The organism is Staphylococcus agnetis (genome assembly GCF_002901865.1).
Lineage (GTDB): Bacteria > Bacillota > Bacilli > Staphylococcales > Staphylococcaceae > Staphylococcus > Staphylococcus agnetis.
Genome location: NZ_PPQF01000023.1, coordinates 1 through 18,963, shown reverse-complemented (window position 1 = coordinate 18,963; position 18,963 = coordinate 1). Strand labels below are relative to the sequence as shown.

The window sequence follows — 18,963 nt, the reverse complement described above, 5'->3', positions numbered from 1 at the left end:
TCATCTATGTCAGAACAAAAAAGATATGATGTTGCGATTATCGGTGCGGGTCCAGCAGGTATGACAGCATCAGTATATGCCTCACGTGCGAATTTAGACACAGTTATGATTGAACGTGGTATGCCAGGTGGTCAAATGGCAAATACCGAAGAAGTAGAGAATTTCCCGGGTTTTGAAATGATTTCAGGGCCGGATTTATCTACTAAAATGTTTGAACATGCTAAAAAATTTGGTGCGGAATATAAATACGGTGACATCAAAGGTATTGAAGATAAAGGTGATTACAAAGTTATCGATTTAGGTTCTAGTCAAGTTGAAGCGACTGCTGTGATTATCGCTACAGGTGCAGAATACAAAAAAATTGGTGTGCCAGGTGAATCTGAGCTTGGTGGCAGAGGTGTAAGTTATTGTGCCGTTTGTGATGGTGCATTCTTTAAAAATAAAAATGTTTACGTGATTGGTGGAGGTGACTCTGCGGTTGAGGAAGGGACATTTTTAACTAAATTCGCAGATAAAGTGACAATCGTACATCGACGCGATAAATTACGTGCACAAAAAATTCTTCAAGACCGTGCATTTAAAAATGAAAAAATCGATTTTATTTGGAACCACACTTTAAAATCTGTAAATGAAAAAGACGGTAAAGTGGGTTCATTAACACTTGTATCTACTGAGGATGGTTCAGAACAAACAGTAGATGCAGACGGATTATTTATTTATATCGGTATGAAACCATTAACGCAACCATTCGAAAATTTAGGTATTACGAATGAAGCTGGGTACATTGTTGCAAACCCAGATATGAGTACTGCAGTTGAAGGTATATATGTTGCGGGAGATGTTAGAGAAAAAGGCTTACGTCAAATCGTTACTGCAACAAGTGATGGTAGTATTGCTGCACAAAGTGTTCAAGAATATATCGAAGAACTTAAAGATAAAGCCGAAGCTTAATTTATGATAAATATTTAGGTCATAACTTCATATACAAAAAGAGTGGGTCAGTCCATCAAATGCACATGATGAGAACACTGATGCACTCTTTTTTTACACAAACGCTACTACTGAAGTAGGATTTCATGTACACTTAAATAGAATATGATTGGATGGTGGATACGTATGCAACATGAAGAAAAAAATGAAATCGTCAAAAGCGAATTATTAGTGATCACTGGGTTGTCGGGGGCTGGAAAGTCAGTTGTGATACAAAGTTTAGAAGACTTAGGTTATTTTTGTGTCGATAATTTACCACCGATCTTGTTACCGAAATTTGTAGAATTGATGGAACAAGGAAATCCGACATTACAAAAGGTGGCTATTGGCATTGACTTAAGAGGACGCGAATTTTTTAAATCGCTAGTTAAAGAAATTGATGATATTTTAAGTCGTAAAAATGTTATTACGGATGTACTATTTGTAGACGCAACGACTGAAAAATTAATATCACGCTATAAAGAAACAAGACGTCGACACCCATTACAAGATCAAAATAATTTAACGTTAGTAGAAGCTATAAGTGAGGAGCGAAATTTATTATCTGATATTCGCAGTATGGCAAATTATAATGTGGACACTACACATTTAAAGCCAAAAGAATTACGTTCTCGTGTATATGAATATTTCAATAAATCGAATCATCCTACTTTTACGATTAATGTACAAAGTTTTGGGTTTAAGCATGGGATACAAATCGATGCCGATCTTGTTTTTGATGTTCGATTTTTACCGAATCCATATTACGTTAAATCATTACGTCCATTAACAGGGATGGATGATGATGTCTATAATTATGTAATGAAATGGAAAGAAACTAACACATTTTACGAAAAATTATTAGATTTATTATTATTTATGATTCCAGGGTATAAAAAAGAAGGGAAGTCACAACTTGTTATCGCAATCGGATGTACAGGTGGTCAACATCGATCCGTTGCATTAGCACAACGTCTATCTGAAGATCTTAGACAGCACTTTGACTATGATATTCATGTGCATCATAGAGACGCACATATTGAAAGTGGCGATAAGCATGAAGCAAATTAAAATAGTGTTAATTGGAGGCGGCACAGGACTATCTGTGCTTGCGAGAGGCTTAAAAAAGTTTCCAATAGATATTACGTGTATTGTTACTGTTGCGGATGATGGAGGCAGTACAGGTAAAATACGGCATGAAATGGACATTCCAGCTCCTGGTGATGTACGAAATGTGCTTGCGGCATTAAGTGATGTCGAACCTACGTTAGAGCAATTATTCCAATATCGCTTTGAAGAAGATAAAATCAGCGGTCATTCATTAGGTAACTTACTCATCGCTGCAATGACAAACATTACAGATGATTTCGGGCATGCGATTAAGGAATTAAGCCGAATATTAAATATAAAAGGTCGCGTCATTCCCTCAACCATATCCAGCGTGTCTCTTAACGCTGTGATGGAAGATGGTGAAATTGTCGTTGGTGAATCGAATATCCCAAGTAAACATAAAAAAATTAGCCGCGTATTTCTTGAGCCAGCGAATGCTGAGCCTATGGATGAAGCCGTCGAAGCTTTGTTGGAAGCGGATTTAATTGTTTTAGGACCAGGGTCACTTTACACTAGCGTGATTTCAAATTTATGTGTAAAAGGAATTGCGAATGCCATTGTTAAAAGCGAAGCAAAAAAATTATATGTATCGAATATTATGACACAACCAGGTGAAACAGATGGATACTCTGTTCTTGATCATATTGATGCGATTCATCAGCAGTTAGGCCATCATGTTATCGATTTTGTCATTGCGAACGAAATCACGTTTTCGAATGAAATATTGGAAAAGTATGAGCAAAAAGGGGCACGGCCAGTCTATTATGATGCCGGCGAACTTATAAAAAGTGGGATTAAGCTTGTCACAGGTAAAGGACTGGCTCAAATATCTGAAAATCATCATGTACGACATTGTAATGATGTTTTGGCGGACATGATTTATGATATTGCTCTTGAGGAAATCAGCACCATTGAATTTGATCCGAACCGTATCAAACATCGACGAAAAAGATAATGATGACAATATCGCTTTCGGACAATGAATTGAAAACAATGATAGTGGTGCACCTCGTTTAATCACATTCATGATACAATGAAAGATAAGCATTCTATTAAAGATAATGTACGGTGAAGAGAGGAATCGATAATCATGAGCTTTGCATCCGAAATGAAAAATGAATTAACCCGCATAGAAACAGATGCGAACAATGCAAAAGCAGAGCTCAGCGCATTGATTCGAATGAATGGGGCTTTGAATTTTTCGAACCAGCAATTTGTTATTAATATTCAAACAGAAAATGCGACGACTGCACGACGCATTTATTCTTTAATCAAACTTGTTTTTCATGTAGAAGTCGAAATATTAGTGCGTAAAAAAATGAAATTAAAGAAAAACAATATTTATATCTGTCGTATTAAGATGAAGACAAAAGAGATATTAGATGAACTTGGCATTTTAAAGGACGGTATGTTTAGTCATGATATTGATGACGAAATGGTTAAAGACGATGATATGAAACGTAGTTATTTACGTGGTGCATTTTTAGCAGGGGGTTCTGTGAATAATCCAGAAACGTCTTCTTATCATTTAGAAATATTTTCACTTTATGAAGGTCATTCTGAAGGGTTAACCGCATTAATGAATGATTATGAGTTAAATGCCAAAAAATTAGAGCGAAAAAAAGGATGGATCACATATATTAAAGAGGCTGAACGTATCGCAGAATTTTTAAGTTTAATTGGCGGTTATCAAGCATTATTAAAGTTTGAAGATGTACGTATTGTACGCGATATGCGTAATTCAGTTAATCGACTTGTGAATTGCGAGACAGCGAATTTAAACAAAACAGTGAGTGCCGCTATGAAACAAGTTGAAAGTATTCAATTAATTGATCAAGAAATTGGTTTGGATAATTTGCCTGACCGCTTACGTGAAGTTGCTAAATTAAGAATTGAACATCAAGATGTATCGCTTAAAGAACTAGGAGAGATGGTCAGTACTGGTACGATTTCTAAGTCGGGTATTAATCATCGTTTGCGAAAATTAAATGAAATGGCTGATAAAATTAGAAATGGCGAACCATTTGAAGTATAAAAAAGCGAGCCATCTCAAAGTTGGCTCGCTTTTTATCATTTTTATTCAGGGTGCATAACTTCGTCAATTAAGCCATATTCTTTAGCTTCTTCAGCTGTAAGGAAGTTATCGCGATCTGTATCTTTTTGGATTTTTTCAATCGATTGACCTGTACGCTCTGATAAAATTTTATTTAATTTCGCGCGTGTTTTTAAAATGTGATTCGCTGCAATTTCAATTTCGGTTGCCTGACCTTGCGCACCACCTAATGGTTGGTGAATCATTACTTCAGCATTTGGTAATGCATAACGTTTACCTTTAGCACCTGCTGCAAGTAAGAATGAACCCATTGAAGCTGCCATACCGATACAAATTGTTTGTACATCTGGTTTAATGTGTTGAATCGTATCATAAATAGCAAATCCAGCAGTTACACTACCACCTGGAGAATTAATATAAAGATAAATATCTTTTTCAGCATCTTGTGCTTGTAAAAATAAAAGTTGTGATACAATAGAATTTGCGACATTGTCATCAATCGCAGAGCCTAACATAATAATACGGTCTTTTAAAAGACGTGAGTAAATATCATATGCGCGTTCACCGCGGTTTGTTGTTTCAATAACTGTAGGAATTAAATTCATAACTCTTTCCTCCTATAAATAGCTTTGAATCTATTTTAACTTAAAAGTCAAAAATGGTCAAAAAATAAACATTTGAATCGCTATTGATTTTAAGGCATTAGAAACGGCTTTACCAATTTAATACTATTAACCCCTCGTAGTGTAATGGATAACACTTAAGATTCCGGTTCTTACAATAGAGGTTCGATTCCTCTCGAGGGGGTTATTTAACTGATTTTAAATACTTTGAAATAAACTCGAAATCGTCATGAATGTTGTTAAATCAATGGTTTTGGCGATTTTTGTTCATAAGTGGAATTCTATGAAATCAACCTAAATTAAAATAAAATGGTCACATTTTTGGTCACAAATTATTTATGGCATTAACCGCTAGTTTTGATTCCGTTTCGTATTGATCTTCAAGTAGGTGAGAATAATATTTTAGTGTGGTATCTATGTTTTTATGACCCAGTCTTTTTGAAATGTAATAAATAGATATACCTTGTGATAATAAAAATGAGCAATGTGTGTGCCTTAACGAGTGAGATGTGCGCTTGTCTGTATCCAATGCATCGCACAACTTCCCTAAAGTTTTGTTGACTGCAGCATTGCTAACGACTTTGCCAAATTCAGCAAATACATAACCGCTCAAGTCAATAGGGGTGCTTTTGATGTAATTAAGTAAGTGTTGCATATCGTCACGTCCAATTTGTACATATCTAGGTGATGTGTCAGTTTTCTTTTCGTCTATATATAAAGTGCAATTAACCTTATCTATATAGCTATGTTTTAAATTTAAAATACCGCTTATTCTAGCTCCTGTACAAATCATTAAAAATAAAACCATATATGATCGTGTGTTTTTTGTCTTGGTTAACTCTTTCAACTTTTTGTATTCGCTAACTTCAAAATATTTTTCTTTTTCTTCTTTTGAGTTTTTGTTACTTTTAGGTGTAACGTTGTGTGTAAAGTCGCGTTTAACTATACCTTCAAATATAGCATCTTGAACGCAATTCTTTATTGCTCTATGCATTTTTCGTGTAGAATCTTGTACATGGTCTTTGCCGTAGTCATTAATAAAAGTTTGATATTGTAGTCTAGTGATATTTTTTAAAGGTATATGACCTAATGTGTGATTCTCAACTGACTTTAAACGACCTATCATATTGGCTACAGTAGACTTGCTGTGATGTGACTCATTGTAAACTTCCACATAGTTTTTAAAGTATTGAGCAAGCGTGATTGAATCATTGTTATATAAACCATCTTCAATATCCATCATCAACTCAGATTCCGCCATGCGTGCTAGTCGTTTGGTTTTATAACCGCCTTTACGGTAACGTTTGCCATTTAATCTAAAGTCGTATTGGTATGTTTCGCCACGTTTTCGTACTACCATGTGCTATCCCTCCTCAAAAAAAGTAAAAAATAATAAGGGTACGTGGGAGTACCCGTTATATTTGCTTAAATAGACTTACTCTCTCTATATTGTTCAGCTTTTGGTTCATATGTGAATTTAGCTGTTCCATTAAATTCTTTTAATACAATATTTTCTATTTCTTTTAAATCTACGTTATAGAACTCTTTTCTGTTATTTACCTTATTGACTTGATTATCTTTAAAGTGATCATGTAGTTTTTTCTCTAAATCGAATGCGTTTTCCGAAAAAATGAGTGCATGAACATCAAACTCAAACGGAACTGAGGCATCACCTAATTCTTTTATTCTATCCATAGGTTCTAATCTTCTTGTTACTCCAATTTTATATATATTTTCTCCAAAAGAACCAATGTTTGAGATGATATAAACATATCCAGACTGCGCTTTTATCAACCTTTCATTAACATTTTGTTTGGCTGTTTTCAACTCTTTTATATGTTTTTCAAGCTCTTTTATCTTTTCGACAAATAGTTCTTTTTCAATATCTGCATTAGCTTTTGAAAGGTATTTAGCTAATTTTGATATTTCGTTATTGTGATGTTTAATATCTTTCTCGAGTTCTTTTAATTTATTTTCTAGTTCGCGCTCTACTTTTTTCTCTTCTTGTATTCTGGCTTTTTCTTCTCTACGGATCTCTCTTTCTTCTTCGAGTTTTAATTGATATTGATGGATAAGGTGTAGTTGCTTCAGTTTTATATCTAATACAGTTTCTGGAATATGTACGCCATCAGTTTCAAATAATTTATTCATAGTTTGATAACATTTGAATAATTTATTTTGAACTGTCTCTATGTTTTTACTTGAAACCTTATTAATTAAAAGTGCTGATTCGGCATTGAATAATCTTATTATTTGCCTAGATTGCGCATTTCGATGTCTTTTATTTGCGTTTGAATCAAAAAGAGAAGTATTTTCGACGTTTAATAATTCTTTTTCTTTTATTTCTAATTTTTTGATTTGATTATTAATTTCGAATGAGTCTAATTCCATTAGTTCAAATGGATAAGTTATCATCAAATCATAATCGTCTATTTTATTATTTAATTGTTTAATAAGATAATCGAGTTCATCGGTTGCTTCTCCTATATTTCTAGATAAATCGCTATTCAGTTCTTCAAGTTCCTGATTTTTAATTTTTAACTCTTGATAACTAACCACATCTACATCAATATTCTTATCTATTAAAGTTAATTTAGCTACCATATAAATAGATAGGCCGAGGGGGATAATAGCAACCCCTGGAGTCGCTATTGCAAACAATGAAGATATTAATATAGTCCATGATACCCAATTTTTAGTGATTTTTGATTTTTCCATTTTGACCACCTTTGTTTAATATTTTATTACTACTCTTTTAAGTTTTCCTATAACGTGGAAGTCATCGCTTTTGTTAATAATACGAGGTTGATAGCTAGAGTTTTCTGATTGGAGTATAATTTGATCGTTTTGTTTGAATAAACGTTTCAAGAGAGTTTCTCCATTAACGTTTACACACATAATTTCGCCGTTTTCAAAGTCAGCTTGTCTACGTATTAAAACTAAATCACCATCATTAATTCTTGCTCCAATCATAGAATCGCCTTTCGCTCTAAAATAAAAATAATCTCCTCCGTTAAGCCAATCATCTGGTGTAAATTCATATCCCAAAATATCTTTAAACGCTACAACACCAGAGCCACAATGTACATCCGATACTATTGGGAGTTTTCTATTTGTAGGTACAACAAAAGACTCTTCAGGAAGATCAAGAAGATAAGCAGGAGTAGTGTCGAAAAAATCAGCTAAATAATATAGTGTTTTGCCACTTGGTTCCGAACCTTTCTCCCATCGAGAAACAGTGCTTTTATTTATATTCATGCCGTAATTTTCGTTTAATTTCTCCGCCAGATTCTCCATAGTTAAATTTCTACCTTTGCGTAATTTTCTAAGTTTGTTAGCGAATTCCATGTTTTTAACCTCCGTAATAAAAAAACTTATATGTGCATTATATAGGAAATGTTACGTTTGCGCAACAATTAATTCAAAAAAATCGCAAAAAGTGTTGCATTCGCAACAAATACGTGTTAAAGTTATGACAGTTGCTAATACGCAACTAGAAATGCGAGGTGTTAAAGTGATTGGAGGTTATCCAAAATTAAAAAAATATCTCAAAGATAACAACATAAGTCAACAAGAAATTGCAGATTTATTGGGTTATAGCCGTGAAAAGGTCAATACTATAATTAATGGAACAAGTCGTTACGGTACTGATTTTAGCGGTAGAGATATCAGGTTGATGCACGAAAAGTACGGAATCAACATTAATCATTATTTTTTTAACTACGAAGTTGCGAATAAGCAACTTTAAGGGAGGGGCAAATATTGCAAAATTTACAAACTAAACCTGACATCGGAAAGATGTTCAACATTCAAGAAAAAGAAAATGGAGAAATCGCAATCAGTGGTCGAGAACTTCATCAGGCATTAGAAGTTTCAACTAGGTACGATAAGTGGTTCGAAAGAATGACAGAGTATGGTTTTGAAAACGGAATAGATTTTATTTCGCAAGTTGAAAAAGTACACGGTCAAAAAAGGGCGCGTACTTATGAACAAGTCAATCATATTCTTACACTCGACACTGCAAAAGAAATCGCAATGATTCAACGAAGTGAACCAGGTAAACGCGCAAGACAATATTTCATCCAAGTCGAAAAAGCATGGAATAGTCCTGAAATGGTCATGCAGCGTGCTTTAAAGATAGCAAACAACACTATAATGCAGCTCGAAACTCAAATTGAAAGAGATAAACCGAAGATTGTCTTTGCTGATGCGGTGGCTACTACTAAAACATCAATCCTGGTTGGTGAGTTAGCGAAGATTATTAAACAAAACGGCATCGATATTGGTCAACGTAGATTATTCGAATGGTTACGACAAAATGGATTTCTCATTAAACGTAAGGGCGTAGATTACAACATGCCAACTCAATATTCGATGGAACGAGAATTGTTTGAAATCAAAGAGACTACGATTAGTCATTCTGACGGACATACATCGATTAGTAAGACACCAAAAGTAACAGGCAAAGGACAACAATACTTTATCAATAAATTTTTATTAACAGAAGAATAACCCACAATCGAACAACCAAATTAAGGAGGACAATATGGAAAAGCTATACAAAATAACCCTCCATCACAATGGCAGTTGTGACGTGGAAGGTTTGTAAGATGATTATAAAAGTAGTGTAAAGCTACTTAAAATCTTTTCTTTTTTTCTTTAAATCATAAGCATTGGTAAGACATGAAGCGACATAGCATGCAGCTATTACGACAGTTGAAAAGAAGTAATTCACGTAATCGTCAATAGCAGTCCTGACAAACATATTAACAGCAACACCTTGAGCAACAGATAATGAAACATCGTTTGTAAACGATGAGGAAGGAGCCAAAACATATTGATCGATAGATTTATAGAATATCTTATCGCTTTCTTTGGTGTTTACGTCATCTATTGGATGGGCAGAATGGACGGTTTTGCCAAGAACAGGGACATCGATAGTATCGACAAAAGACTTTCTCAAATGAGTGCTAACTTTGCGGACTTCATCCTCCGGAAAGCTGTTAGAACTTATGAATTCATCAAGAATTTTTTCAGAAAATAAATTAGATTTGAACATTGGATGATTCTTAGTTACTTGATGCATATAGGAAGCCCAATCGGATAATTTCGATTGATTGATTCTGATGCCATTCATAACATTATTAACCGTTGATTGAACTTGTATAGCGTTCATAACATACGAATTATTCATAGAATTAGCGACTTTAGCGTAAGTCTCAACAGGTACTTTCGACAAGGCGGCTTGATTTTTCCTTATTAAATCTAACTGTCGTTGAGTGAGGTTTATATTATTCATAATTATTCACCTCCTTTCATAAGGAGATAAGAACATTATACACGAAAGGTTTACTTATATGACCACATTACTAATCGCATTAAACATTATCGCGTTCATAACATGTGTGACGCTGCAATACAAAAGAAGATACTAAGGAGGGATATTATGCAACAAACATTGCAGGTTTCAATTGCTATTCCCGATACTCACGTGATGCTTAGTCTCGATGAATATCAAGAGTATAAAAAATTAGAGCTTAAAGGTAAGTATTTCACTTTAAGTCAATTAGCCAAACGAATTGACAGAAGCGAAGAATGGATTAAAAAGCATATTATTGATAATCCACGTAACCGCAGACAGATTGAATCATTCAGTAAGTTCTCGACAGGCAAAGGAACAGGTTATATGTTCCATGCTGAGAAGATATTAGATTGGCTGGATAATCATTTTGAAGAGGTTGTGAAGGGGTGAAGATATGGAAAAATTATTAGCTTTAATAATCGCAATGACAACAACGTTTGTAGTTACTACACCCTTCGCATTTGAGGCGTACTTCACTACAACGCTCACAATCGCCACATGGACGATGATAGGAAGTTACTACGCTGCTAAATATGTAATCAACACATTAAAAAAGACTGAATGCTAGCTGCAACTAGCAAACAGTCGAGGTCGGAGAATTAACACTTTAATATCCGACCTCATTATATCAAAAATGGAGGTAAACGCAAATGTATTACGAAATCGGACAAGAAATTTCGAAAACAATCACGATAGATGGATTCAAATTTTACATGTACGTAGCCAAAACAGAATTCGGCGTCGATGTAACGATTCAAGATCGTGATGACAATACGGTAAGTGAAATCACAATCAATGACGTATCAGGTATGGAAAGCGCCACTGAACTTTTGACGCAAGATGCGCGTGCATGGATTGGACAAAACGTAGACGAATATGACCACGTAATGAATGGGCTATTAGGAGGGTTTCGATGAGTAATTTATTTCAATTATCAACAAGCTATCAACAAGTGCTTGATTTAATCGAACAAGGTATGAATCCCGAAGATTTAAAAGACACACTCGATTCAATCGAAGTTGAATTGAATGTAAAAGTCGATAATTCGATCGGGTTAAAACGAAGTGTGGACGCAGATATAGATGCAATCGACAAAGAAATTAAGCGCCTGCAAGGACTTAAACAACAAAAACAAAACTTCTCTGACAGACTAAAAAACTACCTGCAAGACATGTTAGATATTCAAGGATTACAGAAGTTCAGAACATCTACTAATTACATCTACAAACGCAAGAATGCGCCTAGTGTCCACATCACAGATGAAAAGTTAATAGATAGCGATTACTGGGTATCGCAAGCACCGAAATTAAATAAAAAGCAAATCAAAGATGATATTAAAGCAGGTGTCAAAGTTGACGGCGCAGAACTGCGTAATAGTGAAAGCTTGGTGATTAAGTAATGAATAAATCAGAATCTGTTGTTGAAATCAACAAAGCTATGGTTGCATTCCGTAAACAAGTAAAACAACCGCTTAAAGATAAAAACAATCCTTTCTTCAAGTCGAAATATGTACCTCTTGAGAACGTCGTAGAAGCCATTGACGAGGCGGCAACACCTCACGGATTGTCTTATACACAGTGGGCATTAAATGACGGTGAGGGGCGTGTAGGAGTGGCTACAATGCTTATGCATGAAAGTGGCGAATATATTGAATACGACCCCGTATTTATGAACGCAGAAAAGAATACACCACAAGGTGCAGGGTCATTGATTAGCTATCTTAAACGCTATTCATTATCAGCAATCTTCGGAATCACAAGTGATCAAGATGATGACGGTAATGCAGCAAGTGGAAAGAACAATAGTCCCAAGCAACAGGATAGAACTCAATGGGCTAGTAGTGAAACGATAGGAACTTTAAAAAAAGAAGTTATAGCATTTACCAACTTGATTAAAGGCACCGATAAAGAAGCACCACAAAATGTAGTAGAACAAAAATTCAACATAAACAACTATAAATTAACAGAAAAACAAGCAGCAGATGCTCTTAATAAAATACGAAACAATGCAAAAAATATTACTGGAGGAAATAATAATGCTTAACAGAGCCGTATTAGTAGGACGATTAACAAAAGACCCTGAATTCAGAACGACGCCATCAGGTGTAGACGTATCAACGTTTACACTTGCGGTAAATCGCAATTTCAAAAATAAAGATGGAGAACAACAGGCGGATTTCATCAATTGTGTTGTATTCCGCAAGCAAGCAGAAAATGTCAAAAACTTTTTAAGTAAGGGGAGTCTTGCAGGCGTTGATGGACGACTACAATCACGTAGTTACGAAAATAAAGAAGGTCAACGTGTATATGTCACGGAGGTTGTGTGCGACAGTGTGCAATTTTTAGAACCTAAAAATAATGGTCAATCAAACAATCAACCTAAACAACAACAAGGACAAGCGCAAGATAATCCTTTTGATAACGGTGCTGACTTTGATGAGGACTTGCCGTTCTGATTGGACGTGATTAGATGCCTTTAATTACAAGCTACATCACTCAAGATGACGGCACGACAACTGTTGTCATCTCTGGTGTTGAATTAGGCGATAAGGAAACGTTGCTACTTGATAACGGTTTCGATGTTGAGGTTGATGTAAACGTTGTAGATCCGTTCCAAATCACTGGCAAACAACGTCGTAAGATATTCGCTTTAGTGAAAGATATAGAACAGCATACAGGACAGCCTATGGACTACATGAGGCATATGTTCATTGAGTGTGCGAGAACATATCACGGATATGACAATCCCATATCGCTTAGTAACTGCACTCGAACACAAGCTTCACAAATCATCGACATCACATTGGATTGGGCGTTTGAGAATGGAATACCCCTCAGCTACAAGACAAGCGAATTATTAAAAGGGGATAAATCAAAACTCTACTGGTCAACGGTCAATCGGAATTGCGTTATCTGCGGTAAACCTCATTCGGATTTAGCACATAGATATGCGGTAGGACGTGGGCGTGACAGAACCAAGATAAATCATTACGGCAATCAAGTATTAGCGTTATGTCGTGAGCATCACACAGAGCAGCACAACATAGGCATGGACAGCTTTAACGACAAGTACCATTTACACGACAGCTGGGTCGATGTGGATGACCGACTCAACAAGATGTTGAAAGGAGAGAAATTAAATTGAATAGATTACAAGTTATAAAAATAGCACTCCTAATCGTCATCTTGGCGGAGGAGATTAGGGAAGTGCTTAGTAAACTCAAAATTGAAAACTGCGATGTTTGTTCAACAAGACAGTTTAAATTCCAATTGTTGCATGATAACAATTTAACAATATGCGATGAATGCGCATCTCATTTTAATGATATGAATGTAGAAAATTAGATTGCTTTATAAAGCATTTCAAATGATGAAAGGAGAACCAAAATGAAAAAAGAGGATTGTATCATTTATTTATCGTTAATTCTTTTAAATTTAATAGCGCTTGTTCTTTCGGTTTATTCTCTGATAGTTCAATTGTAAAACGTGCATACTGGTAAATATCTCAAAGTTATTTGGATTTAATAGAATTTTGAAGGGAGATGAAGGGTTATGACTTTAGGCCAAAAAATAAAACAACACCGTCTTAATTCTGGCGAATCAATGACTGAATTCGGGCAAAGGTTTAACGCTAAAAGTGGTGTTGTATCTAATTGGGAAAACGATGTGCAGAAACCCAATGTAAAACGTCTAAAAATCATAGCTGATGAAATGGGAGTAACTGTATCAGAACTGTTAGGAAGTGACAAAGATGAGTAAATTACTAATCGATGATTATCCGATACAAGTGCTACCAAAATTAGCTGAAGAAATAGGGTTGAATGAAGCGATTATCTTACAACAAATTCACTATTGGTTGAATACCAGCAAGCACTGTCATGACGGTAAGAAGTGGATATACAATTCTTATCCCGAATGGCAAAAACAATTTCCGTTTTGGAGTGAAAGAACTATCAAGCGCACATTTGGAAGTTTAGAGAAACAAGATTTATTACATGTTGGCAACTATAACAAAGCGGGCTTTGACCGTACAAAATGGTATTCAGTTAATTATGAAACTTTAAACAAACTAGTGGCACGACCATCGGGACAAAATGGCCCGACGATGGGGTCAAATTGGCACGATGGAATGGGTCAAAATGACCCGACCAATACCAGAGACTACACAGAGACTACTACAGAGACTACTAACAATAATATATTGTCTCCTTCGTCGACTGCGTACCCTTACCGAGATGTTATTGACTACCTTAATCAACAGACGGGCAAAAACTACAAATCAACTACAAAAAAGAACCAAACAGTTATACGTGCTAGATCGGATGAAGGATTTAACCTAGATGACTTTAAAAAAGTAATCGATAACAAGGTAGCCGAATGGAAAGGTACGGATATGGAGAAGTATCTGCGTCCTGAAACATTGTTTGGTACTAAATTTGAGGGTTACCTCAACCAACAACAATCAAATGCAGTAGATGAGGACTGGCGAAAGCAGTATGAGGGAGTGTTTTAAATGAATCCCTTTGAAAAGTTAGCTAACAAAGCAGGTTTCAAGAATAAAGTCATAAAACAAGAAATGGGACTACATTGTGATAAATGCGGTAGGGATTATGACTATTATGAATTTGATAATGGTCAAGTCATTAAAGATGGTTGTGATTGTAACATGATAGCACTTGCTAAACAAAAGACAGAGGACTTTAAAAAGAAGCAACAACGTAATAAAGCGAACGCTATATTCAACAAATCAATTATTAACGATGATCTAGCAGACGCAACATTTGATAATTATGCACCGACAAGTCCGACATTAGAAAAAGCAAAAGCGCTGTTAGAACGATACGCTAATAACTTTAGGTTAGATAATAAACAATCAATTCTTTTATATGGTAGTTACGGCACTGGTAAGAGTCATTTATCGATGGCAACTATCAAAAGAGTAAGAGAAAAAGGTCATTCAGTATTGTACATGAACGTACCTCAACTTATTACAACGTATAAAAGCACGTATAACAAAAATACAGCCCTAACCGAAAGAGATTTAGACCAAATTATTGCAGATGTAGATTTGCTTGTACTAGACGATTACGGAACAGCATTAAGTAATTTTGGAATTCAAAAGATGTTTGAAGTGATGGAATCACGTACAGGCAAACACAACATTATAACGACAAATAACAGTAGTAAAGAATTAATACAAAATAAGGATCTAGCCAAGATATTTAGTCGCATGATGAAGAATACAACACCAATAAATATGAACGGCGAAGATTACAGAATGAGAGGTATTAACTTTTGATTGATAAACAATACATCATTAGTCACCTCCATTGCTCAGAAGTATACGCAAATAAGCTCATAGAAAGCGCGCAGGGCGATGAAGAATACTTGTATGACCTATTTATCCAAAAGTATTCAGAACGCAAGAGACGCAAAGCTATGACGCTATATGAGGTGGATTAATGAAAGAAACTCGAATAGAAATATTTTACACAGATAAAAAGAATTTAGATAAACCAATGGGGTCGCCTAGACCTCGATTTAGAAGAGCTGGAGGCTTTGTACAAACTTACATGCCAACAACATATTCGCATCATAAAAAGTTTATAGCAGAACAAATGCCGAATCTTCAAAGTGAGAATCAGTTAAAGCTAACTATTGAATTCTACTTTCCACCACTTAAAAGTTGGTCGAAGAAATTACTTTCTACGATGATAGGAAGTTACAAGAGGACTAAACCTGACTTAGATAATTTATTAAAAACAGTGTTAGACGCAGGCAATGAAAAATTGTGGAAAGATGATAATCAAATTGTAGAAATCAGAACATTCAAAAAATATTCCGGTGTAGCTAGGACAGTACTTGTAATTAACGAAATCGAGGAGAAAAATAATGGCTAAAAAAACAAGAGAACAACTTTTATTAGAGAAGCGCACATTGAACACTGCACAAGGCGTGTTTGTACTAAACGATAAAAATGTAGAAGATATAAAGTTTAACAATATGACTTTCAAAACTGTAGCACATAGATTGAATCATAATTGGACTTTAAATGAGGCAACTCAACTACAAAAAACATTTGTGCCTGATCATGAGCATAGAATTGTATTACTACTCAAAAAAGATAATAGTGACGAACAAATACGGGTGCCTTATACAAGAGTCAAAGAAGCTATGGACAAGGGGATAAATCTTCATTCAATAAAAAGAAGGTTTGGCTTGGGATGGAGTTTAGAAAAGACTTTAACGGCACCACCTAGATTATCGGCAGAAGAATTAATGTATGAAGCCATTGCGAATAGTGAAGATAAATTTCAAGACTTGGTGCGTCAAAACAGAATAAGCAAGTTTAAAGATGAGAAATTGAGAGAAGAAAAGCCACACTTATTCAATGGGACACCTCAAAAACATGGATTGACTCGATACGGTAGACATTTGCATAAGAATATCAGAATCGGCGCATACAAGATTGATAGTTATGGGCGTCAACAATTAGTGTAGGTGGTTTAAATGAAAATTAGAGAATTAAACATTGATGATCGTGTCGCGTTTTATACAGACAGCGAGCAAGAAAAGCCTTACGAAGGTAAAGTAACAGAACTTTACTACAACTTCAAAGGCAAAGAAATGGCGCAAATAGAGTTAGACAATGCATGGTATTACAACATAACTGACGATGATGATTGGGAGGTTATTTATTGATGAACACATTCCACTTATATAACGCAGGCGAAGATAAAGTAATGATCGTACGTGAAACTGATGGAGGCTATAACATGCGTGGTTTTCCTCAATCACATTACAGCCATGTGGACGACTTCTTCACTTACGCAGAATTTAACGAATATAAGGCAATACACAATCTGATGTATGCAGAGGAGTTAGGCAGTCAGATTAGCATTTTTGATATATAGGGGGATTAAGAATGGTAAAAATTAAAACTAAAAGAGAAATGACGTTACCAGAACTGATTCAATGGGGTTGGGATAATAAAAGCAAAAACAGAGAGTTCTATTCTGAAAATGGCAAGAAAGTAATTTTTAATAGTAATGGAAATGTTAAGCCAAAAGTATACTTCAAACCCGAAGACACTTTCACAGTAGAAGTAGAAGAAGAAATTACAGAAGATACTGTGATAACTAATTTAGTAGAAGTATATGAGTATAACGAAATAATGGAATCTGCAGTACATGGAGAGTGTTCAATTACAAATGCCTTAGGCGAAGAAGTAGATGATGTTTCACGCTTAGCCTTCTACATGCTCAACGACGACATGACAATGACGTTACTGTGGAAAAATGGGGGGATGGTGAAATGAAACTAGAGGATTTTCAACGACTTAGTAAAGACGTGAAGTTTATAGTTGAGAAGTTTGCAGAAAATCCCGGGAGATTTGCGAGTATAGTGATTCAAATGTATTGGGCTACTAAAGATGAATGCGACGCATACAAACAAGAACGCGACACACTCATCGAAGACATTACCCGCTTACGTTCAGAGCGTGATGAGTATAAACGCAAACTAGACGATGTGGTGGATTTATTTACACGCCATATCAACTATAAGTTATCGGTCAGTCACAATACGTGGTATTTAGGGTTAAGACATAAATTAGATGAGGTGCTGAAAGATGATAATAAAAGCTAGAAAAAAACCGATAGAAGTTGAATGTGTTCAATTTACAGACATAGAAAGTGCAGAGTATATAGAGGAGTGGTCTGGCGCTCAAGTTGTATATCACGTATCTAAATATCGAAAAATCTTAGTTGTAAAGACTTTAGAGGGCGAAATGAACGCCACAATAAATGATTACATCGTAAAAGGTGTGAACGGTGAATTCTATCCCGTAAAACCTGACGTGTTCCATAAAACTTACGAGGTGCTTAAAGATGAAAGATGAACAACAAACGATTTCGTATTTAATGGATAAGTACAAAGGATTAATTCAGTTGGAAATGAGATTTCAAGAATGGAAAGAAAGTAATCCTAATAAAAATAGTTGGGATTACAAAGGAACGAGACCAACCAAAGCCGAATTAAAGCGTTGTAGATTGTTATTAAAAGAACTGATGATTGATTTTGAAAAGGGGTTAAATGTTTATGGCTAACGTTGATTATAAACGCATTTGGCAGGATCTTAAAGAGGAATGTATAGAAGATTATATAATGTTGCAAGGTTATATCCGAGTGTTGCAAAGTTATATCCGAATACACCCACGTATTGAACGTTATAAGTCGTTATTAACTAAGACTGAAATGATCTTGAAAAGAATGGATGAATTAGACGGCACACAAGAATTTCAAAACCTATTACACGATTTAGAAAGGGCGAATGTAAATGACCTTAAACAATAAACTATACATCTTCAAAGCACGTGTATTACGTGTGGTTGACGGTGACACTTTAGAGATGCGCATTGATCTAGGCTTTCATACACATACGGTACGTAAGGTTAGATTACTAGGTGTGGACACACCTGAACGTGGCAAACATGGATACAACGAGGCAAAAGCATTTACGACTCAAACTGTATTAGGTAAGGACGTATATGTGCAGACGTATCAAGCCGATGCGTTTGGTAGATACCTAGCTGACGTGTGGTATCAAGAGGGAGAGAATGAATTTAGATTGAGTCATGAATTAACTGTGCGTGGCTTAGTTAAAGAAGGTAGTAAATGGAATAAGGGGAAACGGGAATGGAATCAAAATATTTTGTAGTTCAAGTAAATGAAGGTGTTTATTTAGCACGAAATATAATGCTCAGTGAAGGGTGGTTTCCAACGGACGACATAAATGAGGCTTATCAATTTATGTCCCGAGATAAGGCATACGCTATTGCATTTAAG

General features: G+C 35.3%; 31 protein-coding genes. 26 read left to right on the top strand and 5 right to left on the bottom strand.

What is annotated here, in order from left to right; translation table 11 throughout:
* The first annotated feature begins 6 nt into the window (after positions 1-6).
* From trxB to whiA, 4 genes are all read left to right on the top strand, one after another.
* Positions 7-951, top strand: coding sequence for a thioredoxin-disulfide reductase (gene trxB / locus CD172_RS03880; protein ID WP_037567899.1), 945 nt, complete (start codon positions 7-9; stop codon positions 949-951).
* 165 nt (positions 952-1,116) lie between these two features.
* On the top strand, positions 1,117-2,040 hold the full coding sequence (gene rapZ, locus CD172_RS03875) for an RNase adapter RapZ (protein WP_060550614.1): 924 nt from the start codon (positions 1,117-1,119) through the stop codon (positions 2,038-2,040).
* Positions 2,027-3,034 (top strand): gluconeogenesis factor YvcK family protein, encoded by a 1,008-nt coding sequence (locus CD172_RS03870; RefSeq protein ID WP_037567903.1) that lies wholly within the window; start codon positions 2,027-2,029, stop codon positions 3,032-3,034. The genes rapZ and CD172_RS03870 overlap by 14 nt, the downstream gene beginning before the upstream one ends.
* A 135-nt stretch (positions 3,035-3,169) precedes the next feature.
* Positions 3,170-4,114, top strand: a complete 945-nt coding sequence (gene whiA, locus CD172_RS03865; protein WP_037567905.1) for a DNA-binding protein WhiA — start codon at positions 3,170-3,172, stop codon at positions 4,112-4,114.
* Between the two features lie 41 nt (positions 4,115-4,155).
* Here the strand turns inward: whiA and clpP are convergent, their stop codons facing one another.
* From clpP to CD172_RS03840, 4 genes are all read right to left on the bottom strand, one after another.
* Entirely contained in the window at positions 4,156-4,737 is a 582-nt protein-coding gene (clpP, locus tag CD172_RS03860) for an ATP-dependent Clp endopeptidase proteolytic subunit ClpP (RefSeq protein WP_037567907.1), read from the bottom strand.
* Positions 4,738-5,080: 343 nt separating this feature from the next.
* Positions 5,081-6,115, bottom strand: a complete 1,035-nt coding sequence (locus CD172_RS03850) for a tyrosine-type recombinase/integrase (protein ID WP_103345545.1) — start codon at positions 6,113-6,115, stop codon at positions 5,081-5,083.
* Positions 6,116-6,180: 65 nt separating this feature from the next.
* Positions 6,181-7,473 (bottom strand): SNIPE associated domain-containing protein, encoded by a 1,293-nt coding sequence (locus CD172_RS03845; RefSeq protein ID WP_103345544.1) that lies wholly within the window; start codon positions 7,471-7,473, stop codon positions 6,181-6,183.
* 15 nt (positions 7,474-7,488) lie between these two features.
* Positions 7,489-8,103: a LexA family protein gene (locus CD172_RS03840; RefSeq protein WP_103345543.1), complete on the bottom strand. Its 615-nt coding sequence runs from the start codon at positions 8,101-8,103 to the stop codon at positions 7,489-7,491.
* Between the two features lie 124 nt (positions 8,104-8,227).
* On the opposite strand from CD172_RS03840, the gene CD172_RS03835 reads away from it, so the two are divergent.
* On the top strand, positions 8,228-8,503 hold the full coding sequence (locus tag CD172_RS03835; RefSeq protein ID WP_105971559.1) for a helix-turn-helix domain-containing protein: 276 nt from the start codon (positions 8,228-8,230) through the stop codon (positions 8,501-8,503).
* A gap of 14 nt (positions 8,504-8,517) precedes the next feature.
* On the top strand, positions 8,518-9,267 hold the full coding sequence (locus CD172_RS03830) for a phage antirepressor KilAC domain-containing protein (RefSeq protein ID WP_103345541.1): 750 nt from the start codon (positions 8,518-8,520) through the stop codon (positions 9,265-9,267).
* A gap of 121 nt (positions 9,268-9,388) precedes the next feature.
* On the opposite strand, the gene CD172_RS03825 is transcribed toward CD172_RS03830, so the two are convergent.
* Positions 9,389-10,054 (bottom strand): hypothetical protein, encoded by a 666-nt coding sequence (locus tag CD172_RS03825; protein ID WP_103345540.1) that lies wholly within the window; start codon positions 10,052-10,054, stop codon positions 9,389-9,391.
* 147 nt (positions 10,055-10,201) lie between these two features.
* On the opposite strand from CD172_RS03825, the gene CD172_RS03820 reads away from it, so the two are divergent.
* The 20 genes from CD172_RS03820 (at position 10,202) to CD172_RS03725 (ending at position 18,835) form a co-directional block, all read left to right on the top strand.
* Positions 10,202-10,507, top strand: coding sequence for a DUF771 domain-containing protein (locus tag CD172_RS03820; protein ID WP_015978202.1), 306 nt, complete (start codon positions 10,202-10,204; stop codon positions 10,505-10,507).
* A 4-nt stretch (positions 10,508-10,511) separates the two neighbouring features.
* Positions 10,512-10,685 carry a hypothetical protein gene (locus CD172_RS12690; protein ID WP_169925240.1) on the top strand — a complete coding sequence of 58 codons (174 nt, stop codon included), beginning with the start codon at positions 10,512-10,514 and terminating at the stop codon, positions 10,683-10,685.
* Positions 10,686-10,767: 82 nt separating this feature from the next.
* A complete protein-coding gene (locus CD172_RS03815) occupies positions 10,768-11,034 on the top strand; it encodes a DUF1108 family protein (RefSeq protein ID WP_103345538.1) in 267 nt (88 codons plus the stop codon).
* Complete coding sequence (locus tag CD172_RS03810) at positions 11,031-11,516, top strand: siphovirus Gp157 family protein (protein ID WP_103345537.1); 486 nt, start codon at positions 11,031-11,033, stop codon at positions 11,514-11,516. The genes CD172_RS03815 and CD172_RS03810 overlap by 4 nt, the downstream gene beginning before the upstream one ends.
* Positions 11,516-12,160: an ERF family protein gene (locus CD172_RS03805; protein ID WP_103345536.1), complete on the top strand. Its 645-nt coding sequence runs from the start codon at positions 11,516-11,518 to the stop codon at positions 12,158-12,160. The genes CD172_RS03810 and CD172_RS03805 overlap by 1 nt, the downstream gene beginning before the upstream one ends.
* Positions 12,153-12,572, top strand: a complete 420-nt coding sequence (gene ssb, locus CD172_RS03800; RefSeq protein WP_103345535.1) for a single-stranded DNA-binding protein — start codon at positions 12,153-12,155, stop codon at positions 12,570-12,572. The genes CD172_RS03805 and ssb overlap by 8 nt, the downstream gene beginning before the upstream one ends.
* A 14-nt stretch (positions 12,573-12,586) precedes the next feature.
* Positions 12,587-13,261 carry a putative HNHc nuclease gene (locus CD172_RS03795; RefSeq protein WP_103345534.1) on the top strand — a complete coding sequence of 225 codons (675 nt, stop codon included), beginning with the start codon at positions 12,587-12,589 and terminating at the stop codon, positions 13,259-13,261.
* Positions 13,262-13,668: 407 nt separating this feature from the next.
* Positions 13,669-13,875, top strand: coding sequence for a helix-turn-helix domain-containing protein (locus CD172_RS03785; RefSeq protein WP_103345532.1), 207 nt, complete (start codon positions 13,669-13,671; stop codon positions 13,873-13,875).
* Positions 13,868-14,629 (top strand): conserved phage C-terminal domain-containing protein, encoded by a 762-nt coding sequence (locus CD172_RS03780; RefSeq protein WP_103345531.1) that lies wholly within the window; start codon positions 13,868-13,870, stop codon positions 14,627-14,629. Before CD172_RS03785 ends, CD172_RS03780 begins: the two co-directional genes overlap by 8 nt.
* Positions 14,630-15,415 carry an ATP-binding protein gene (locus CD172_RS03775; protein WP_103345530.1) on the top strand — a complete coding sequence of 262 codons (786 nt, stop codon included), beginning with the start codon at positions 14,630-14,632 and terminating at the stop codon, positions 15,413-15,415.
* Positions 15,416-15,593: 178 nt separating this feature from the next.
* Entirely contained in the window at positions 15,594-16,016 is a 423-nt protein-coding gene (locus tag CD172_RS03770; protein WP_411755719.1) for a RusA family crossover junction endodeoxyribonuclease, read from the top strand.
* Positions 16,009-16,617: an SA1788 family PVL leukocidin-associated protein gene (locus tag CD172_RS03765; protein ID WP_103345528.1), complete on the top strand. Its 609-nt coding sequence runs from the start codon at positions 16,009-16,011 to the stop codon at positions 16,615-16,617. Before CD172_RS03770 ends, CD172_RS03765 begins: the two co-directional genes overlap by 8 nt.
* Positions 16,618-16,626: 9 nt before the next feature.
* Entirely contained in the window at positions 16,627-16,818 is a 192-nt protein-coding gene (locus CD172_RS03760; protein WP_103345527.1) for a hypothetical protein, read from the top strand.
* Positions 16,818-17,030, top strand: coding sequence for a DUF3269 family protein (locus tag CD172_RS03755; protein WP_103345526.1), 213 nt, complete (start codon positions 16,818-16,820; stop codon positions 17,028-17,030). The genes CD172_RS03760 and CD172_RS03755 overlap by 1 nt, the downstream gene beginning before the upstream one ends.
* 11 nt (positions 17,031-17,041) lie before the next feature.
* Positions 17,042-17,434: a hypothetical protein gene (locus tag CD172_RS03750; RefSeq protein ID WP_103345525.1), complete on the top strand. Its 393-nt coding sequence runs from the start codon at positions 17,042-17,044 to the stop codon at positions 17,432-17,434.
* Complete coding sequence (locus CD172_RS03745) at positions 17,431-17,763, top strand: hypothetical protein (RefSeq protein ID WP_234022102.1); 333 nt, start codon at positions 17,431-17,433, stop codon at positions 17,761-17,763. Before CD172_RS03750 ends, CD172_RS03745 begins: the two co-directional genes overlap by 4 nt.
* Positions 17,747-18,016, top strand: a complete 270-nt coding sequence (locus tag CD172_RS03740) for a hypothetical protein (protein ID WP_103345524.1) — start codon at positions 17,747-17,749, stop codon at positions 18,014-18,016. The genes CD172_RS03745 and CD172_RS03740 overlap by 17 nt, the downstream gene beginning before the upstream one ends.
* Entirely contained in the window at positions 18,006-18,224 is a 219-nt protein-coding gene (locus CD172_RS03735) for a hypothetical protein (RefSeq protein ID WP_103345523.1), read from the top strand. The genes CD172_RS03740 and CD172_RS03735 overlap by 11 nt, the downstream gene beginning before the upstream one ends.
* Positions 18,217-18,471 carry a hypothetical protein gene (locus CD172_RS03730; protein WP_103345522.1) on the top strand — a complete coding sequence of 85 codons (255 nt, stop codon included), beginning with the start codon at positions 18,217-18,219 and terminating at the stop codon, positions 18,469-18,471. The genes CD172_RS03735 and CD172_RS03730 overlap by 8 nt, the downstream gene beginning before the upstream one ends.
* Entirely contained in the window at positions 18,455-18,835 is a 381-nt protein-coding gene (locus tag CD172_RS03725) for a thermonuclease family protein (protein WP_103345521.1), read from the top strand. Before CD172_RS03730 ends, CD172_RS03725 begins: the two co-directional genes overlap by 17 nt.
* Positions 18,836-18,963 lie beyond the last annotated feature (128 nt).

Excerpts from the sequence above, each read along its gene's own strand:
- trxB (WP_037567899.1), top strand. The coding sequence starts at position 7 with ATGTCAGAACAAAAAAGATATGATGTTGCGATTATCGGTGCGGGTCCA.
- rapZ (WP_060550614.1), top strand. The coding sequence starts at position 1,117 with ATGCAACATGAAGAAAAAAATGAAATCGTCAAAAGCGAATTATTAGTG.
- CD172_RS03870 (WP_037567903.1), top strand. The coding sequence starts at position 2,027 with ATGAAGCAAATTAAAATAGTGTTAATTGGAGGCGGCACAGGACTATCT.
- whiA (WP_037567905.1), top strand. The coding sequence starts at position 3,170 with ATGAGCTTTGCATCCGAAATGAAAAATGAATTAACCCGCATAGAAACA.
- clpP (WP_037567907.1), bottom strand. The coding sequence starts at position 4,737 with ATGAATTTAATTCCTACAGTTATTGAAACAACAAACCGCGGTGAACGC.
- CD172_RS03850 (WP_103345545.1), bottom strand. The coding sequence starts at position 6,115 with ATGGTAGTACGAAAACGTGGCGAAACATACCAATACGACTTTAGATTA.
- CD172_RS03845 (WP_103345544.1), bottom strand. The coding sequence starts at position 7,473 with ATGGAAAAATCAAAAATCACTAAAAATTGGGTATCATGGACTATATTA.
- CD172_RS03840 (WP_103345543.1), bottom strand. The coding sequence starts at position 8,103 with ATGGAATTCGCTAACAAACTTAGAAAATTACGCAAAGGTAGAAATTTA.
- CD172_RS03835 (WP_105971559.1), top strand. The coding sequence starts at position 8,228 with ATGACAGTTGCTAATACGCAACTAGAAATGCGAGGTGTTAAAGTGATT.
- CD172_RS03825 (WP_103345540.1), bottom strand. The coding sequence starts at position 10,054 with ATGAATAATATAAACCTCACTCAACGACAGTTAGATTTAATAAGGAAA.
- CD172_RS03820 (WP_015978202.1), top strand. The coding sequence starts at position 10,202 with ATGCAACAAACATTGCAGGTTTCAATTGCTATTCCCGATACTCACGTG.
- CD172_RS12690 (WP_169925240.1), top strand. The coding sequence starts at position 10,512 with ATGGAAAAATTATTAGCTTTAATAATCGCAATGACAACAACGTTTGTA.
- CD172_RS03815 (WP_103345538.1), top strand. The coding sequence starts at position 10,768 with ATGTATTACGAAATCGGACAAGAAATTTCGAAAACAATCACGATAGAT.
- CD172_RS03810 (WP_103345537.1), top strand. The coding sequence starts at position 11,031 with ATGAGTAATTTATTTCAATTATCAACAAGCTATCAACAAGTGCTTGAT.
- CD172_RS03805 (WP_103345536.1), top strand. The coding sequence starts at position 11,516 with ATGAATAAATCAGAATCTGTTGTTGAAATCAACAAAGCTATGGTTGCA.
- ssb (WP_103345535.1), top strand. The coding sequence starts at position 12,153 with ATGCTTAACAGAGCCGTATTAGTAGGACGATTAACAAAAGACCCTGAA.
- CD172_RS03795 (WP_103345534.1), top strand. The coding sequence starts at position 12,587 with ATGCCTTTAATTACAAGCTACATCACTCAAGATGACGGCACGACAACT.
- CD172_RS03785 (WP_103345532.1), top strand. The coding sequence starts at position 13,669 with ATGACTTTAGGCCAAAAAATAAAACAACACCGTCTTAATTCTGGCGAA.
- CD172_RS03780 (WP_103345531.1), top strand. The coding sequence starts at position 13,868 with ATGAGTAAATTACTAATCGATGATTATCCGATACAAGTGCTACCAAAA.
- CD172_RS03775 (WP_103345530.1), top strand. The coding sequence starts at position 14,630 with ATGAATCCCTTTGAAAAGTTAGCTAACAAAGCAGGTTTCAAGAATAAA.
- CD172_RS03765 (WP_103345528.1), top strand. The coding sequence starts at position 16,009 with ATGGCTAAAAAAACAAGAGAACAACTTTTATTAGAGAAGCGCACATTG.
- CD172_RS03760 (WP_103345527.1), top strand. The coding sequence starts at position 16,627 with ATGAAAATTAGAGAATTAAACATTGATGATCGTGTCGCGTTTTATACA.
- CD172_RS03755 (WP_103345526.1), top strand. The coding sequence starts at position 16,818 with ATGAACACATTCCACTTATATAACGCAGGCGAAGATAAAGTAATGATC.
- CD172_RS03750 (WP_103345525.1), top strand. The coding sequence starts at position 17,042 with ATGGTAAAAATTAAAACTAAAAGAGAAATGACGTTACCAGAACTGATT.
- CD172_RS03745 (WP_234022102.1), top strand. The coding sequence starts at position 17,431 with ATGAAACTAGAGGATTTTCAACGACTTAGTAAAGACGTGAAGTTTATA.
- CD172_RS03740 (WP_103345524.1), top strand. The coding sequence starts at position 17,747 with ATGATAATAAAAGCTAGAAAAAAACCGATAGAAGTTGAATGTGTTCAA.
- CD172_RS03735 (WP_103345523.1), top strand. The coding sequence starts at position 18,006 with ATGAAAGATGAACAACAAACGATTTCGTATTTAATGGATAAGTACAAA.
- CD172_RS03730 (WP_103345522.1), top strand. The coding sequence starts at position 18,217 with ATGGCTAACGTTGATTATAAACGCATTTGGCAGGATCTTAAAGAGGAA.
- CD172_RS03725 (WP_103345521.1), top strand. The coding sequence starts at position 18,455 with ATGACCTTAAACAATAAACTATACATCTTCAAAGCACGTGTATTACGT.